The 16,515-nt window shown below is 67.0% G+C and carries 14 protein-coding genes; 12 read left to right on the forward strand and 2 right to left on the reverse strand.

Annotation, left to right across the window (positions count from 1 at the left end):
* Positions 1-173: 173 nt before the first annotated feature.
* The 5 genes from FEZ61_RS19610 to FEZ61_RS19630 are packed head-to-tail and all read left to right on the forward strand — an operon-like array spanning position 174 to position 5,992.
* Positions 174-1,916, forward strand: a complete 1,743-nt coding sequence (locus FEZ61_RS19610; protein WP_173150112.1) for a carbamoyltransferase — start codon at positions 174-176, stop codon at positions 1,914-1,916.
* On the forward strand, positions 1,913-3,046 hold the full coding sequence (locus tag FEZ61_RS19615; protein ID WP_173150114.1) for a glycosyltransferase: 1,134 nt from the start codon (positions 1,913-1,915) through the stop codon (positions 3,044-3,046). The genes FEZ61_RS19610 and FEZ61_RS19615 overlap by 4 nt, the downstream gene beginning before the upstream one ends.
* Complete coding sequence (locus tag FEZ61_RS19620) at positions 3,043-4,002, forward strand: glycosyltransferase (protein WP_173150116.1); 960 nt, start codon at positions 3,043-3,045, stop codon at positions 4,000-4,002. Before FEZ61_RS19615 ends, FEZ61_RS19620 begins: the two co-directional genes overlap by 4 nt.
* Positions 4,003-4,052: 50 nt before the next feature.
* Positions 4,053-4,814: a glycosyltransferase family 2 protein gene (locus FEZ61_RS19625; protein WP_173150118.1), complete on the forward strand. Its 762-nt coding sequence runs from the start codon at positions 4,053-4,055 to the stop codon at positions 4,812-4,814.
* Positions 4,808-5,992 carry an O-antigen ligase domain-containing protein gene (locus FEZ61_RS19630; RefSeq protein WP_207105569.1) on the forward strand — a complete coding sequence of 395 codons (1,185 nt, stop codon included), beginning with the start codon at positions 4,808-4,810 and terminating at the stop codon, positions 5,990-5,992. Before FEZ61_RS19625 ends, FEZ61_RS19630 begins: the two co-directional genes overlap by 7 nt.
* 1 nt (position 5,993) lies before the next feature.
* Here the strand turns inward: FEZ61_RS19630 and FEZ61_RS19635 are convergent, their stop codons facing one another.
* On the reverse strand, positions 5,994-6,635 hold the full coding sequence (locus FEZ61_RS19635) for a lipopolysaccharide kinase InaA family protein (protein WP_173150120.1): 642 nt from the start codon (positions 6,633-6,635) through the stop codon (positions 5,994-5,996).
* Positions 6,636-6,752: 117 nt separating this feature from the next.
* Here FEZ61_RS19635 and FEZ61_RS19640 point away from each other — a divergent pair, with 117 nt between their 5' ends.
* Together FEZ61_RS19640 and FEZ61_RS19645 are read left to right on the forward strand one after the other, a co-directional pair.
* Positions 6,753-7,802 carry a hypothetical protein gene (locus tag FEZ61_RS19640; protein ID WP_173150122.1) on the forward strand — a complete coding sequence of 350 codons (1,050 nt, stop codon included), beginning with the start codon at positions 6,753-6,755 and terminating at the stop codon, positions 7,800-7,802.
* 22 nt (positions 7,803-7,824) lie between these two features.
* Complete coding sequence (locus FEZ61_RS19645; protein ID WP_173150124.1) at positions 7,825-8,664, forward strand: hypothetical protein; 840 nt, start codon at positions 7,825-7,827, stop codon at positions 8,662-8,664.
* Here the strand turns inward: FEZ61_RS19645 and FEZ61_RS19650 are convergent.
* Entirely contained in the window at positions 8,639-9,235 is a 597-nt protein-coding gene (locus FEZ61_RS19650) for a serine acetyltransferase (protein WP_017640118.1), read from the reverse strand. The genes FEZ61_RS19645 and FEZ61_RS19650 overlap by 26 nt on opposite strands.
* A 104-nt stretch (positions 9,236-9,339) precedes the next feature.
* On the opposite strand from FEZ61_RS19650, the gene msbA reads away from it, so the two are divergent.
* From msbA to FEZ61_RS19675, 5 genes are all read left to right on the forward strand, one after another.
* Positions 9,340-11,154, forward strand: coding sequence for a lipid A export permease/ATP-binding protein MsbA (gene msbA / locus FEZ61_RS19655; protein WP_017640119.1), 1,815 nt, complete (start codon positions 9,340-9,342; stop codon positions 11,152-11,154).
* Positions 11,144-12,040, forward strand: coding sequence for a GNAT family N-acetyltransferase (locus tag FEZ61_RS19660; protein ID WP_017640120.1), 897 nt, complete (start codon positions 11,144-11,146; stop codon positions 12,038-12,040). The genes msbA and FEZ61_RS19660 overlap by 11 nt, the downstream gene beginning before the upstream one ends.
* Before the next feature lies 1 nt (position 12,041).
* Entirely contained in the window at positions 12,042-13,457 is a 1,416-nt protein-coding gene (locus FEZ61_RS19665) for a PIG-L family deacetylase (protein WP_173150126.1), read from the forward strand.
* 90 nt (positions 13,458-13,547) lie between these two features.
* Complete coding sequence (gene hldE / locus FEZ61_RS19670) at positions 13,548-14,975, forward strand: bifunctional D-glycero-beta-D-manno-heptose-7-phosphate kinase/D-glycero-beta-D-manno-heptose 1-phosphate adenylyltransferase HldE (RefSeq protein ID WP_017640122.1); 1,428 nt, start codon at positions 13,548-13,550, stop codon at positions 14,973-14,975.
* Between the two features lie 49 nt (positions 14,976-15,024).
* Positions 15,025-16,515, forward strand: coding sequence for a helicase HerA-like domain-containing protein (locus tag FEZ61_RS19675; protein ID WP_242455204.1), 1,491 nt, complete (start codon positions 15,025-15,027; stop codon positions 16,513-16,515).

Raw genomic sequence — 16,515 nt, forward strand, 5'->3', positions numbered from 1 at the left:
TCTGTACCGGGGCTGAATCGCCGTGCGCTAGGCCCCGCTCCGGCGTGCGGCCATTACCCGTGGCCTGCCTGAACGGCTATAATTCGCCGTTTTTGAGGCGAGGCGGGCCTGCAGCGGCCTCGCGAAACCCCGGCGAACTCCTCTTGGCTTCGCCCTGTACAGAGGCTTTACCTGTGTCCCTGACCGTCCTTGGCCTGTCCGGCGCCCTCAGCCACGATCCCTCCGCCGCGCTCTATATCGACGGCAAGCTGATCGCCGCGGTGGAAGAAGAACGCTTCGTACGCGACAAGCATGCCAAGAATCGCATGCCCTACGAGTCGGCCAAGTTCTGCCTGGAACAGGCCGGGATCACCCCCGCCGACGTCGACGTGGTGGCCATCCCCTATGCGCCCATCAGTCTCTTCGGCGAAGCCCGCTGGCACTACGCCAAACGCTATGCCTACGCACCGGATCGCGCCCTGGACGCCATCCTGTTCGGCAATCGCCGCTATCACCGCTACCAGAAGCGCATCGAGTGGTGCCTGGTGCAGCTCGGCTTCGACCTCAAGAAGGTCAAGCTGGAGGCCGTCGAGCACCATCTGGCCCACGCCTCCAGTGCCTATCACTGCTCGGGCTTCAGCGAAAAGACCGCGATCCTCGGCATCGACGGCAAGGGCGAGTACGCCACCACCTTCTTCGGCTACGGCGAGAACGGCAAGATCCACAAGATCAAGGAGTTCTACGACCCGGACTCCCTGGGTGGCCTCTATGGCGCCCTCACCGAATTCCTCGGCTTCGAGATGCTCGACGGCGAATTCAAGGTCATGGGCATGGCGCCCTATGGCGATGCCAGCAAGTACGATTTCTCGCGCCTGGCGAAATTCGAGAACGGCGAGCTGATCATCAACACCGACTACGCCAACGTCATCGGCTTCCGCCGCTACAAGGAAAAGGGCAAGGGCTACTACTTCTCGCCCAAGCTGATCGAGTGGCTGGGGCCCAAGCGGGAAGGCGACATCGCCGACGATCCCTACATCCACTATGCCGCCAGCATGCAGGCACTGTTCGAGAAGCTGGCGCTGGAGATGATGGACTACTACCTGGGCGACATCATCCGCCAGACCGGGAAAATCGCCTTTGCCGGCGGCTGTGCGCTCAACGTCAAGCTCAACCAGAAGATCATCGCCCGTCCCGAGGTCAAGGAGCTGTTCGTCCAGCCGGCTTCGGGCGATGCCGGTACCGCCGTCGGCGCCGCCGCCTACGTCTCCCATGCCCGCGGCGTACCGGTGGAGAAGATGGAGCACGTCTATCTCGGCCCCGGCTACAGCAACGAAGACGTCATCGCCGCCTGCGCCCGCCATCCCAACGCACCCAAGTGGGAGCGGATCGACGACATGCCCCAGCGCATCGCCGAGATCATGGTGGCCGGCAATCCGGTGGCCTGGTTCCAGGGTCGCCTGGAATTCGGTCCGCGCGCCCTGGGCGGTCGCTCCATTATCGGCTGCCCCAGCGTGCCGGGCGTGGCCGATCGCATCAACGCCCAGATCAAGTTCCGCGAGCGCTGGCGGCCGTTCTGCCCGTCCATGCTCGACACCGTGGCGCCGCAGATGCTCAAGGTCGACCATCCCTCGCCCTTCATGACCTTTACCTTCGAGGTCAACGAGGAATGGAAGAGCCGGGTACCCGAGGTGGTCCACGAAGACGGCACCTCCCGCGCCCAGGTGCTGGAGCGCCGGCACAATCCGCGCTGGTACGACCTCATGGTCGAGCTGGAAAAGCTCACCGGCAACGGCGTGTCCCTCAACACCTCGCTCAACCGCCGCGGTGAACCCATGGTCTGCTCGCCCACCGATGCCCTGAACATGTTCTTCGGCTCGGATCTGCAGTACCTGATCATGGAAGACATCCTGGTGGTCAAGGAGGGGGCAGGCCTATGACGCGTTCCGCCGAACCGCGGGTGCTGCAGTTCTGTCACGGCTACGACGGTCCCTTCCTCGACTGCGCCCGCCAGACCGCCAGCCTCTTCGCGGGCAGCGGCTATCGCGTCACCACGGTCTTTCTCACCGGCACCGCCGATGCCGAGGTAGCGACCGGCTGCGGCAGCGACGAGGTGCTGTTCCTGGAGTATTCCTCGCGCGACGTGCGCGGCCTCAAGCTCGGCGCCATCCAGGCGCTGCGCGAGATCGTCCGCTCGCGGGGCATCCGCTTCGTCATCGCCCATAGATTCAAGCCGATCTGGATCGCCTGCCTGGCCACCAATTTGCCGGTGATCGGCGTACACCACGCCTTTGGCGACTACGACCGGCTCGGTCGGCGGCTGTTCGCCAAGCTGATGAGCAAGCGCCTGACGCTCCTGGCAGTCTCCGACGCGGTACGCGACGAATTGCGCCAGCGCCTCAAGGACTGGCCGGCTGAGCGTATCGAGACCCTCTACAACCGCCTGGATGTCGAGGCGGTGGAACGTGAGCTGCTGCCGGCCGATCAGGCCCGCGCCGAGCTCAAGCTGCCCCAGGAGGCCTGGATCGTCGGCAACGTCGGCCGCCTGCATCCGGACAAGGACCAGGCCACTCTGTTGCGCGGCTTCGCCGCCGCCTTGCCGAATCTACCGGCCAATGCCCTGCTGGCGATTCTCGGCAAGGGCCGCCTGGAAGACGACCTCAAGGACCTGGCCCGCGAACTGGCCATCGCCGACCGGGTACTGTTCCTCGGCCAGGTGGAAGGCGCCCGGCGCTACTTCAAGGCCTTCGACGTCTTTGCCCTGAGTTCCGATCACGAGCCCTTCGGCATGGTCCTGCTGGAAGCCATGGCCGCCGGCGTGCCGCTGATCGCCACCTCCTGCGGCGGCGCCCGGGAGATCGTCGAAGGCGTCGGCTTCCTCTTTCCCCTGGGCGATGCCGAAGCCCTCGGCCAGGGGCTGCAGCACCTGGGTCGGCTGGCACCGAGCCAGCGACGCGCCTGCGTGCAGCACATGCGCGAGCGCCTGGCCGAACGCTTCTCCGACGCGGCCGTGCGCCGTGACTTCTGGCGCCTGCCGATGGTCGCCGCCTTTAAGGCCCCGGCGCCGTGAAAGTCCTGTTCCTGGTCCAGAAGGAGCAACGCATCCTGCTGGACCACTTCTATGCCAGCATCGCCGCCCACTGCGACTGCGACCTGCGCTGGCTGAGCGACGAGGAACAGGCCGATCTGCGCGCCTATTTCCGCCGCGCCGTGCCCCAGCCCGAGCAATACGACCGCATCCTGCTGTTCCTGAGATTCAAGAAGCAGCTCAGGCAGGTCTCGTTCATCCGCAGCCTGCCCAATCTGGTGGAGCTGGAACACGACGCCTACCAGAATTTCATCCCCTGCAAGTACACCGGCAAGTTCAGTCGCTACTACCAGGCCATGCCCCACGTCCGGGTGCTGGTCTCCGGCGCCGGCGTGGCGCGGCGGCTGCAGGAGGAGGGGGTGGACGCCCACTTCGTGCCCAAGGGCTATGACGACAGCCGCCTGCGCGACCTGGGTGTCGAGCGCGACATCGAACTGGGCTTCGTCGGCAGCCTCGGCAGCGTGGCCTACAGCGGGCGCAAGCAATTGCTGGAAGACCTGGCCAAGGTCGAGCCGCTGCTGATCACCAAGACCCGCTCGGGCGACGAATACCTGCAGACCCTCAACCGCATCCGCTTCTTCGTCGGCGCCGATGTCGGCATGGGCGAATACATGATCAAGAACTTCGAGGCCATGGCCTGCGGCTGCGTGCTCTTCACCTTCGATCAGGGCGAAGAAGAGAACCGGGCGCTAGGTTTCGAGGATGGCGTCAACGTGGTGCTCTATCGCTCGCTGGACGAATTGCGCGAGAAACTCGCCCGGCTGCGCGGGGACCCGGCGCACGCCGCGGCCATCGCCAGGGCTGGAGAGGCCCTGGCGCGTCACTCTTTCGCCTTCGGCCACTTGGGTGAGCGCATCGTTTCGGCTATAACCCCAGCGCTGCGACCGGCAGTGGCTCCCGGGTTCCTGCTCCGCCTGCTGGGCAGGCTGGGACGCTGATGCGCCGCGCTAGGTCCGGCTTTCGACTCCACTGGCAGAAAGGGTAGAACGTGCAGTTTTCCGCCGACAGCGACATCTCTGTGGTCGTCACCAGCTGCGGGCGCTTCGACCTGCTCCGGCAGACGCTGGCGACCTTCGACGAATTCAACACCGCGCCCATCCGCCGGGTCTTCATCACCGAGGACTCCGGCGACGAAGCGGTACGGGACTGCATCCCCGTCCATTGGCGCGAACACACCGAGTTCATCGTCAACAATCGCAAGCTTGGCCAGATGCGCAGTGTCGACGCCGCCTATGGTCGGGTCGAGACCAATTGGATCTTCCACTGCGAAGACGACTGGGCCTTCTATCGCCCCGGCTTCATCGAGGATTCCCAGGCGTTGCTGGAGGCCGATCCCCAGGCGCTGCAGGTCTGGCTGCGCAGCCATGCCCATGACCTGGCGATCCACAGCCCCTATGTCTATCTCAAGCCGCGGCAGGTGCATGCCGGCATCGCCTTCCATGAAGTCGGCTCGCACAAGCCCGAATGGCAGGGTTTTTCCTTCAATCCCGGTCTGCGCCGGCGTGCCGACTATCTGTTACACGCCCCCTATGGCGACCTGAGCGGCGAGAAGGAGCTGTCCCGGCGCTATGCCGACGCCCAGCGCCACGCGCTGATCCTGGAAAACGATGCCGTGCTGCATACCGGCTTCGGCCAGCACGTGGTCAGCGACAAGGACCGCAACGACAAGCAGAAGCGCCGGCGGATGGAACGCATCAAACTGGCACTGGCCTTCCTGGTCGGCGCACTCCTGGGAGCCCTGTTGTGGTGACACCCTTGCTCGATCGCGTGCAGCAGAGTCGTTATTTCACCCTGGCGGTGCTGGTGTTCATGGCCGCCTACCTGTGCATCCCCACGGCCAAGTGGATCAACAGCTACTTCTATGCGGCGATCGCCCTGCCGGCGCTGATCCTCTTCGTGCTGCGGCCGCGGCTGATCGACTGGCGCTCGCCGCTGCTGCTGCTCTGGCTGGTGTTTCTCGCCTGGTTCATCGTGCCGGGGGCACGGGCCGAAGAGGGGCAGTTCTTCAAGCACATCCTCTATGTGCTGCTGTTCGTGCTGACCGTGGCCTGCCTGGTGGATGGCGACTTCTTTCGTCGCCCCGGCCTCGTACGCCTGGCCTTCTGGGTGGTCTGCGCCTATGCCGTCGGCTCCAGCCTGGTGTTCTGGCTCACCGGCCACTATGCCGTCGGCCAGCGGGTCATCCACCTGCCGGGACGCATCTCCAATCCCATCTATGTGAGCATCTGGATGGTCTGCCTGGGCGGTCTGGCCGCGCCCACCTGGATCCGCGAACGGCGCTGGATCGAGTTGCTGGCGGCGGTGGTGGTCAGCATCGTCGGCATCTCCTTCGCCCTGCAGACCCGTACCGGCCTGGTGGGCATCGGCTTCCTGGCCGCCCTCGGCGTGCTCTTCGCCTTTCCGCGCTTTCCGCTGCGCACCCTGGCGCTGGTCGTTCTGGTCAGTGCCCTGATCGCCGGAGTGGTCCAGGTGGTGCACACCGAAGCCTGGTTCGTCGCCTTCTGGGGCCGCGCGGACTCCGGGCGCATCGAGCTGTTCCACTTCATGATCAAGGACTGGGAGTCCTGCGGCTGGTGGCTGGGCTGCGGTCTGGGCTATCAGAGTCACGACCTGCTGCACGGCACCGAGGCCATCCAGCACCCGCACAACATCTTCGTGTCCTTCGGCATCTACACCGGCCTGGTGTCGCTGCTGATCTTTGGCGTGCTGATGCTGGCCAGCCTGGGCGCGGCCCTGCGCCAGCGCGATCCCTGGGGACTCTATCTGGCCGTGGCCCTGCTGATGCTCAATTTCGACGGCGCCAAGCTGATCGGCAATCCGGACGAGTTGTGGCCGCTGGTGCTGTTGCCTGCGGCGATGATCGCCGGGGCCGAGGTGCAGCGCCGGCGCAAGCTGGCGCTGGGACAGGCGGTGCCGGTCCAGTCCTGATCTAGTCCTGCAGCTGCCGGTCGAGTTCGCGCCAGTCCAGGGGCTGGCGGCAGGCTTCGGCATAGGCCCTGAGGAAGGGTTCGCGACCGGGTTCGAACAGCCAGTCGCGGTCCTCGCTGTAGCGCAGCAGGTGATGGAAGTTGCGCACCCGCAGGCGCAGCGGCAGGCGCCGCGCATGGCAGCGCAGATCGGCGATGTCGATCAGACCCAGCTCGCCTTCTGGCGTCAGCACCACGTTGCCCAGGTGCAGCGAGCGGAAGTAGACGCCACTGTCGTGCAATTCGGCGATGAAGCGACCCAGGGCGGGGCGCAGCGCCGCGGCCTCGCTCGAGGTCCGTAGCTGGCGCAGGGTGGCGCCCGGCAGCGGGCTGTAGTGCACCAGATCGCGCTGCAGCGAGGCGGCGCGATAGACCTCCAGCACCTGCGGACAGGGAATGCCGCGCTCGGCCAGTTGGCGGGCGTTGTCGGCGAAGCGCTGGGCATAGGGAAACAGAGCGGCCGAGGTCAGCAGCCGTTTGCGGCGGAACAGCTTGAGGTAGCTGCCATCGGTGAGGCGCAGGACCTTGTCGCCGTGGTGGTCGGCTTCCACTACCTGGGCGGCGTCGCGCAGTTCGAGATAGCGCGAATGTTCGAGAGGCTTCATGCAGGACCCGTCAACGTCAGGGCGAGCATGTTACCCGAAGGTGGCAGGCTGTGAAGTGACCCTTACGCCCTATCCTGCCGCTTGTTGTTAGAATCGACTTTTTGCCGGCACTCTTACATGCGCCCAACACGTCAACTCCTGTACTTCGTCTATGGCGGTGCTCAGGCCTATCGGCAGGAGCTGAAGTTCAGCCTGCTGAGCGTGCTGCATTGGCGGCAGCAGCAGGACATCGCCATCCGTATCCTGACCGACCGGCCACAGGACTATCGCGGCTGGCCGGTGGAAGTGCTGGCCATCGAGGGGGCGACACTCAAGGCCTGGCAGGGGCAGCACGGCTATCTGCACCGCAGCAAGGCCTGCGCCATCGCCTGGGCGCTGCCGCGGGCCGGCAAGACCCTGTTTTTGGACAGCGACACCGTGGTCCAGGCGCCCCTGGCTCCCCTGTTCGACGGAATCAATGACCAGCGCGGAGTCATGGATGTCGAGGAGTGGCCGTGGCGCAAGGCCCGCAGCCGCCCGGAGTTCGCCCGTTTCGCCGCTGCCCTGGCCGCGCGCGGACATGAGCCAGCGGAGGACACGCGACTCTACAACAGCGGGGTCTGCGGTCTGGCATGGACGCATCTGCCGCGAGTCGAGCGGGCCATTGCCCTGATCGATGACTGGCATGGCCACGACGAGGAGGTCCATACCCTGGAGCAGATCGCCCTGTCGTTCAGCCTGGCGGATCTGGCCATCAGCGAGGCCCGGGGATCCATTCGCCACTACTATGCGGAAAAGCGCTTTCTGCACTTCATGCTGGCGCACTTCTTCGAACGCTATGGCGAAGACTATTCCCCAACGCTGCAGAGCAGCTGGCAAGAGGTGCCCTTGACCAAGCCGCTGCCCGATGTCTGGACGCGGCTGCGGGTGAAGTGGCAACTGGCCGGACTGGACAAACAGCGCGCGAGCCTGGGACGCAAGCTGCTCTATGGCTGCCTGGCGACCCAGGACAGCTACGCCCGCGCCTGTCGCCACGTCTGGTGGGAGCGGGCCCTGAGCGAACGTCTGGGCGGCGGCGACCGCCAGGCCTTCGCCGAAGGCATCTGGCCCAACGACCTGCCGCGTCCGCACCTGGCCGACGAAGCCAGCGCGGCCCTCGACTACCTGCGCAAGCGGGTGCGCGGCTAGGCCGCCATCCTCAGGAAAGCCCATGCGAACGCTCTTTCTCGTCGTCCTCTATGGCTTGCGTCCCGGGGAGTCGGCCACCCTCGCCAGCCTGCTGGCCCAGCCCGCGGGCAGCCTGCCGGCCGACAGCGTCCTGCTGGTCTGGAACAACGGGCCTCAGCCCCTGGATCAGGCGGATCGCCAGGCGCTGCTCGCCGCGCCGGGCTGGACGGAGGTGCTCATCAGCGAGGACCTCGGCAATCCGCCGCTGAGCCGGGTCTACAACCAGGCCTTGCGACTGGGCGCGGAGCGCCTGGTGATCTTCGACCAGGACACCGTGGTGGACGGGCGCTATCTGCAGGCGCTCGGCCAGGAGGCCGAGTTGCTGGTCCCCCTGGTGCTGGGGGCCGGCGCCATCCGCTATCCCCACCAGTACAAGGCGGTGGTGACCACCGAAGGACCTCTGGATCCCCAGGCCACCGTGACCATCAGTTCGGGCCTGTGCCTGACGCAGGGCCTGGCCGCGCGTATCGCGGCCCGCCACGGCGATGTCTTCGACGAGCGCTTCGCCCTCTATGGCGTCGATGTCTCCTTTTTCCTGCGCGTCCAGGCGCTGGCCCGGGAAGAGTCAGTCGAGCTGCTCTGCTCGGGCATCCTCGACCATTCGCTGTCCGAACTGGAAGCCGAGACCCCGGCCCAGCGGCGCTTTCGCGACATCGAGAAATTCTATGTCGCCCTGCTGCTGCGTCTGCACTACAAGGGCGCTTCCCGCGGCAAGGTGCTGCGCTACCTGGGGCGGCAGCTGCTAGGCAATCGTCTCTATCTGTATGGCGTGCTGCCGCGGATGCTGCGGACCATCCTCAGCGGGCGGCATCCCCGGGCGTAGCGCCCGGCAGCGGCCGGATCACCGCCTCGTGGCGGCTGTAGTAGAGGCTGTCGGCGGGGATGTCGCGCATCACCAGGGCGCCGGCCCCGATCACCACGTTGTCGCCGATGGTCAGGTGGTCGCCGACGATGCAGACGTGGGCGCCGAAGCTGACGTTGTCGCCGATGAAGATGCCGACGAGTTGCGCCGGATCGTCGCTCTTGATGCCGATGGTGGTGTGCTGACGGATCATCACGTTGCGCCCGATCACCGCCAGATTCGACACGCAGATACCCATGCGATGGGGCAGGCGCAGCCCGGGCCCGATACGGGCGCCCAGCAGGATCTCGATGTTGTGCCGGCGGATCAGCCGGCGATTGATCCGCTCGGCCAGCTTGCGATAGTTGAGCAGGCCACGCGGGCGGCAGTAGAGGAATTGCGCCAGGCGATACCAGAACAGAAAGCTCGGACTCTCTCCCGCAGTGACGCGCCGGAGCAGACGCTTGAGTCGCAAGGGCTTGCCGGGTGCGTCCAGCACCTCCAGGCGCCAGTAATCCTTGAGTTCGGCGAAGGTGGCGATCAGCGGCGGCATGCTAGGTGTTCCGTGGCGGGGGAGGGCCAGCCTAGCGGAAAATCCCCTGGCTGGGTCAGCGGCGGGTGCGTGTTAACATGGCGCTTTTGCGTCACGACGAGACCATGAGCCAAGACTCCCCTGCGCAGACCTCCAGTCTGAAGATCTATTTCCGCCTGCTCGGCTACGTGCGGCCCTACATCGGCATGTTCGCCCTGAGTATCGTCGGCTTTCTGATCTTCGCCTCCACCCAGCCGATGCTGGCGGGCATCCTCAAGTACTTCGTCGATGGCCTGAACAACCCCAACGCCTCCATGTTCCCGGGCTGGCCCATCGTCGGTGGTCTGCACCTGGTGCAGGCGGTGCCGCTGATGATCATCCTCATCGCCGCCTGGCAGGGCGTCGGTTCCTTTCTCGGCAACTACTTCCTGGCGCGGGTCTCCCTCGGCCTGGTGCACGACCTGCGCGTGGCGCTGTTCAACCACATGCTGCGCCTGCCCAATCGCTATTTCGACGCCAACAATTCGGGCCACCTGATCTCGCGTATCACCTTCAACGTCACCATGGTGACCGGCGCCGCCACCGAGGCGATCAAGGTGGTGATCCGCGAGGGCATGACCGTGATCTTCCTGTTCGCCTCGCTGCTGTGGATGAACTGGAAGCTGACCCTGGTGATGGTGGCCATCCTGCCGCTGATCGCCCTGATGGTGACCAGCGCCAGTCGCAAGTTCCGCAAGCAGAGCAGCAAGATCCAGTCGGCCATGGGCGACGTCACCCACATCACCTCCGAGGCCATCCAGGGCTATCGGGTGGTGCGCAGCTTTGGCGGCGAAACCTACGAGCAGCAGCGCTTCCTCGATTCCAGCACCGCCAACACCGACAAGCAGCTGACCATGACCAAGACCGGCGCGGTCTATACGCCCATGCTGCAGCTGGTCATCTATTCGGCCATGGCGGTGCTGATGTTCCTGGTGCTCTGGCTGCGCGGCGAAGCCTCCGCCGGCGACCTGGTGGCCTACATCACCATGGCCGGCCTCTTGCCCAAGCCGATCCGCCAGCTTTCCGAAGTCAGCTCCACCATCCAGCGCGGCGTGGCCGGTGCGGAAAGCATCTTCGAACAACTCGACGAGCCCGCCGAGCGCGACGACGGCCGTGAAGAACGCGAGCGCGTCCAGGGTCGGCTGGAGGTACGCAACCTGACCTTCCGTTACCCGGGCACCGACAAGCCCGTACTGGAAGGCATCGACTTCGTCGCCGAGCCCGGCCAGATGGTGGCCCTGGTGGGTCGCTCGGGCAGCGGCAAGTCGACCCTGGCCAATCTCATTCCGCGCTTCTACCAGCACGAAGAGGGCGAGATCCTCCTCGACGGCCTGGAGATCCAGGACTATCGCCTGAACAACCTGCGCCGGCACATCGCCCTGGTGACCCAGCACGTCACCCTGTTCAACGACAGCGTCACCAACAACATCGCCTATGGCGATCTGGCCGGGGCGCCCATGGAACAGGTCAGGGCGGCGGCCGAGGCAGCCTATGCCGACGAATTCATCCAGCGCCTACCGCAGCAGTACGACACCCAGGTCGGCGAGAACGGCGTGCTGCTCTCCGGCGGTCAACGCCAGCGCCTGGCCATCGCCCGGGCGCTGCTGAAGAACGCACCGCTGCTGATCCTCGACGAGGCCACCTCGGCGCTGGATACCGAATCCGAGCGCCATATCCAGGCGGCACTGGACCGGGTCATGCAGGGGCGCACCACCCTGGTGATCGCCCATCGCCTCTCCACCATCGAGAAGGCCGACCTGATCCTGGTGATGGACCATGGCCGCATCGTCGAGCGTGGCAGCCATGGCGAGCTGCTGGCGCTGAACGGCTACTATGCGCGCCTGCACGCCAAGCAATTCGAGGAAGTCGCTCCCGCGACGCCCACGTCCCATGCTGAATAGCTTCCGTTTCTGGCGCGAACGCGGCTGGACGACGATCTCCGCGGCCGACTACGCCGCCACCTGGCAGCGCCATGGCGGCAGCGTCGCGACTCACCCCGAGATCGTCGCGCGTCTGGCCGAACTGGCCGGCATCCCGGTGCGCTACCTGGGCTGGCCCGGCGTGGATGGCCTGCAGGCCGCGGTGCCCTGCTGGGGGCGCGAACTGGCGCTCTCGCGCAGCGTGCTGAAGAAGCGCCGCCAGCGCGCCCTGTTCGACCTGGGCAATGCCGAGATCATCCTGCCCGCTGCGCCGGGTAGCGCGGCGCCCCTGCGGCAGCGCGCCCGCTATCTGTCGCCACTGTGCGACGAGCGTTTCGCTGGTCTGCGTCGGCAGAGCGAAGAACTGGCTATGCTCCGCGAGCCGGAAGCCTGGTCGAAGAAATTCCGCTACAACCAGCGTCGCGAGCAGCGGCTCTTCGAAGATGCTGGCGGTCGTGCTGTACCCATGGCCGAGCTGGACAGCACCGAGCAGGCGCGGATCTATGCCGAGCTGTTCGAGGCGCGCTGGGGCTTCGAGGTCCCGGGTAAGGAGCGCCTGGCCGAGGTGTTCGCCCTGCTGCGGGAGTTCATGACCGGGTCGCTGCTCATGCTCGGCGAGCGCCCGGTGGCCATCCAGGTGCTCTATCGGGTGGAAGCGCCCGAATGGATCAGCGTCGAATACGTCAACGGCGGTGTCGACCCTGCTTCCAGCGACCTGAGTCCCGGCAGCGTCCTCACCTATTTGAATACCCAGGCCGCCTGGCAGGATGCCCGCGCCCTGGGCAAGGCCTTGCGCTATTCCTTCGGCCGCGCCGATCGCGACTACAAGGACCGCTGGTGCCATCGCGTCACCGTCTTCGAGAGCTGAGATGACCGCCCGCAAACAAGCCCTGCTCAAACGTCACCGCCGGCACAAGCGGTTGGCCCTGGCGGTCATCGCCGTCGTGCTGCTCGGCTGCCTGGCGCTGGGGCCCTGGTGGAGCGCGCCGCTGCTGGCGCTGCTGGTCTGGCTCGGCCACGAGGCCTGGTTCGCCGACCATCTCTTCTATTCGCCGCGTGACAACTACAGCTACCAGTTCCCCACCGACACCCTGGTGCTGGGCCTGCATCTGCAGCACGGTCGCCTGGCCGCGGTGGAATTACCGCCGGGCGAGCTGACGCTGTTCCTGGAATGCCGCCTGCGTGCCGGCTGGCTCGGCCGACTGTTGGATCCCCAGGTGCGGCTGCGGGCGGGCGACGACAGTGATCGCCAGGACTTCGAGCGCGGCGTCGCCGGGCGGCGCTATGTCAATCTCAGCGGCTATGCCGAGGCCCTGCGCCGTGGCGAGCTGCACCTCTGGACACGCTTCTGTCGGCTGCAGGGCGAGTTGCGCCTGCACGTCTTCGCCCAGCCGGACTTCCGGGAAAAAAGGGTCATGGTCATCGCGCCCCATGCCGACGATGCCGAGCTGGCCGCCTTCGGGCTCTACAGCCAGGCACGGGAAGCCAGCATCGTCACCCTGACCCAGGGCGAGATCGAGGCCGAGCACTACCAGCGCCTGGGCCTCGACCGCCAGGCCGCGGCCCGGCTCAAGGGCCGACTGCGTACCTGGGACAGTCTGGTCACGCCGCTGTGGGGCGGGGTACCGCCGGCGCGTTGCGTGCAGCTGGGCTACTACTGCCTGCAGCTGCCGGCCATGCGCCAGGCGCCGGCGGAGGCCTTCGGCTCACGCGAGTCCGGCGACAGCGATGTGCGCAGTGCCCGCCGTCACAATCCCCTGCAGCTGCCCGGCGATGTCGACGGCGCCCCCACCTGGCGTAATCTGGTCGCCGACCTGGTGGCGCTGCTGGAGCACTTTCGCCCCGAGGTGGTGGTGCTGCCGCATCCGCAGATCGATCCCCATGCCGATCACGTGGCCAGCACCCAGGCCCTGCGCGAGGCCCTGACCCTCAGTCAGTGGCAGCCCGAGCTCGAGTTGCTCTACGCCAACCACCTGCACGACAACGACCGCTGGCCCATGGGCCCGGCCGAGGGCGGCATCGCCCTGCCGCCGGCCATCGAAACGCCCACGCCCCTGGTACCCTGGAGTCCGTTGCTGACGCCCGAGCGGCGGCTGGACAAGGCCATGGCCCTGGGTATGCAGCACGACCTGCTGGTGCCGCTGCCGGCCAAGAAGCGCCTGCGTCGGGCCATCCAGTGGCTGCTGGCTGGACGCCGCTGGCCGCGCACCGGCGAAGACGAGTTCTTCCGCAAGGCCGTGCGCCGTCACGAGCTGTTCTGGATAAGCCGCCGCGACGAGCCCTGACCCCGGCGTCTCCCGCCGGCAGGCGCTTCCGGGGCGCCTTGGCCCCTATGCTATGATCGCCGCCATTTTCGCGCTTTGGAGCCTGTCCCTATGAAGCTGACCATGCCTCGCTTCGATCTCGCGCCGGTCCTGGTGGTCGGCGACGTGATGCTCGACCGCTACTGGCACGGCACCACCTCGCGGATATCCCCCGAGGCGCCGGTGCCCGTGGTGCGGGTCGACCAGCACGAGGATCGTCCCGGTGGCGCGGCCAACGTCGCCCTCAATATCGCCGCCCTGGGCGCACCGGCCTATCTGGTCGGCGTCACCGGCCAGGACGAAGCCGCCGATGCCCTCACCGACAGCCTGAGAGCCGCCCATGTGCAGGTGCGCTTCCAGCGCATCGCCCAGCAGCCGACCATCGTCAAGCTGCGCATCATGAGTCGCCATCAGCAGCTGATCCGCGTCGACTTCGAAGAGCCCTTCGACACCGATGCCCAGGCGCTGGCCTCGGACACCGCCGCCATGCTGGCCGGGGTCAAGGTGCTGGTGCTGTCCGACTACGGCAAGGGCGCGCTGAAGAACCACCAGGCCCTCATCCAGTTGGCCAAGGCGCGCAACATCCCGGTGCTGGCCGATCCCAAGGGCAAGGACTTCTCCATCTATCGCGGCGCCAGTCTGATCACGCCGAATCTGTCCGAATTCGAAGCCATCGTCGGCGTCTGCGCCGACGATGCCGAACTGGTGGCCAAGGGCAGCGAACTGATGTCGCGCCTGGACCTGGGCGCCCTGCTGGTGACCCGCGGCGAGCATGGCATGACCCTGCTGCGTCCCGCTCAACCGGCCCTGCACCTGCCGGCGCGCGCACGCGAGGTGTTCGATGTCACCGGCGCAGGCGACACCGTGATCTCCACCCTGGCCGCTGCCCTGGCCGCCGGTGAAGACCTGCCCCAGGCCGTGGGGCTGGCCAACCTGGCCGCCGGCATCGTCGTCGGCAAGCTGGGTACCGCCGCCATCAGCGCCCCCGAGCTGCGGCGCGCGGTGCAGCGTTCGGAAGGCTCCGAGCGCGGCGTCCTGACCCTGGAGCAGTTGCAGCTGGCCATCGAGGACGCCCGCGCCCACGGCGAGAAGATCGTCTTCACCAACGGCTGCTTCGACATCCTCCACGCCGGTCACGTGACCTACCTGGAACAGGCGCGGGCCCAGGGCGATCGCCTGATCGTGGCGGTCAATGACGACGCCTCCGTGACCCGCCTCAAGGGCCCGGGGCGACCGATCAACAGCGTCGACCGGCGCATGGCGGTGCTGGCCGGACTCGGCGCGGTGGACTGGGTCATTCCCTTCAGCGAGAACACCCCGGAGCGCCTGCTGGAACAGGTGCGCCCGGATGTGCTGGTCAAGGGCGGCGACTACAAGAGCGTGGAAGAGGTGGTCGGCGCCCAGATCGTGCAGGGCTATGGCGGCGAGGTGCGCATCCTCGGCCTGGTGGAGAACAGCTCCACCACCGCCATCGTCGAGCGCATTCGCAACCGTACCTGAGCGCGGACGCTCGGGTTAAGCTGGCGTAGAACCGCTACGGAGCTGCGCCATGTCCTCGACGCCCCTGCTGATCCTGGGTACCGCCGTTTCAGCTGACCAGAACGCTGGCCACCCCCTTGGCCACCCCCTCAAGCTGGCCAACCGCCACGGCCTGATCGCCGGCGCCACGGGCACCGGCAAGACCGTGACCCTGCAGCGTCTCGCCGAGGCCTTCAGCGACGCCGGCGTCGCCGTCTTCGCCACCGACATCAAGGGCGATCTCTGCGGCCTCGGCGCGGCCGGCGCGCCCCAAGGCAAGCTGGCCGAGCGCATCGCCACCCAGGGCCTGGCGCATCTGTCCCGCGCCTATCCGGTCACCCTCTGGGACGTCGACGGCCAGCGCGGTCATCCGCTGCGCACCACCCTGAGCGAGATGGGGCCGCTGCTGCTGGGCAATCTGCTGGAGCTGACCGACAGCCAGCAGGCCGCCTTGCACGCTGCCTTCACCGTAGCCGATCGCGAAGGCCTGCTGCTGCTCGACCTCAAGGACCTCAAGGCGGTCCTCAATCACCTGCGCGAACAGCCCGAGATCCTTGGCGAAGACCGTGCTCTGTTCACCGGCGCCTCGGCCCAGGCGCTGCTGCGCCGGCTGGCGACCCTGGAGCAGCAGGGCGCCGAGGCCTTCTTCGGCGAGCCGGCGTTGCAGCTGGAAGAGGTGCTGCGCCCCGAGCCCGATGGCAGTGGCCGCATCCACCTGCTCGACGCCAGCCGCCTGGTGCACGAGGCGCCCAAGGTCTATGCCACCTTCCTGATCTGGCTGTTGGCCGAATTGTTCGAGCAACTGCCCGAGCGTGGCGATGCCGACCAGCCGGTGCTGGCGCTGTTCTTCGACGAGGCCCATCTGCTGTTTGGCGATACCCCCAAGGCCCTGCGCGAGCGCCTGGAGCAGGTGGTACGGCTGATCCGCTCCAAGGGCGTCGGCGTCTATTTCGTCACCCAGTCGCCCAGCGACCTGCCGGATGCCGTTCTCGCCCAGCTGGGCTTGCGCATCCAGCATGGCCTGCGCGCCTTCACGGCGCGGGAGCAGAAGGCCTTGCGCGCGGTGGCCGACGGCTTCCGACCCAATCCGGCGTTCGACAGCCTGGAGGTGCTGACCGAACTGGGCATCGGTGAGGCCCTGGTGGGCAGCCTGGAAGACAAGGGCACGCCGGCGATGGTCCAGCGCGTGGCCATCGCCCCGCCGCAATCCCGGGTCGGCCCGCTGAGCGAAGCCGAGCGCCAGACGCTGATCCGCCAGTCGCCCCAGGCGGGTCGCTATGACCGGGCCGTGGATCGCGAATCGGCCTACGAGATCCTGCGCGAGCGTCAGGCCGAGCGGGTACCGGCGGAGGCGCCGGCAGCGGCACAGACCAAGGCCGGGCAGGGCGGTGCCCTTAGCGATCTGGTGGGGGAGCTCGCGGGGAGCGCGCTCAGGAGCGCGGCGCGCCAGGCGGCCAATCAGCTCGGGCGGCAGCTGGTGCGTGGGCTGCTCGGCTCCTTGCTGGGCGGCAAGCGCCGCTAG

It is taken from the genome of Pseudomonas sp. MS15a(2019) (assembly GCF_013277805.1).
Taxonomy (GTDB): domain Bacteria; phylum Pseudomonadota; class Gammaproteobacteria; order Pseudomonadales; family Pseudomonadaceae; genus Chryseomonas; species Chryseomonas benzopyrenica.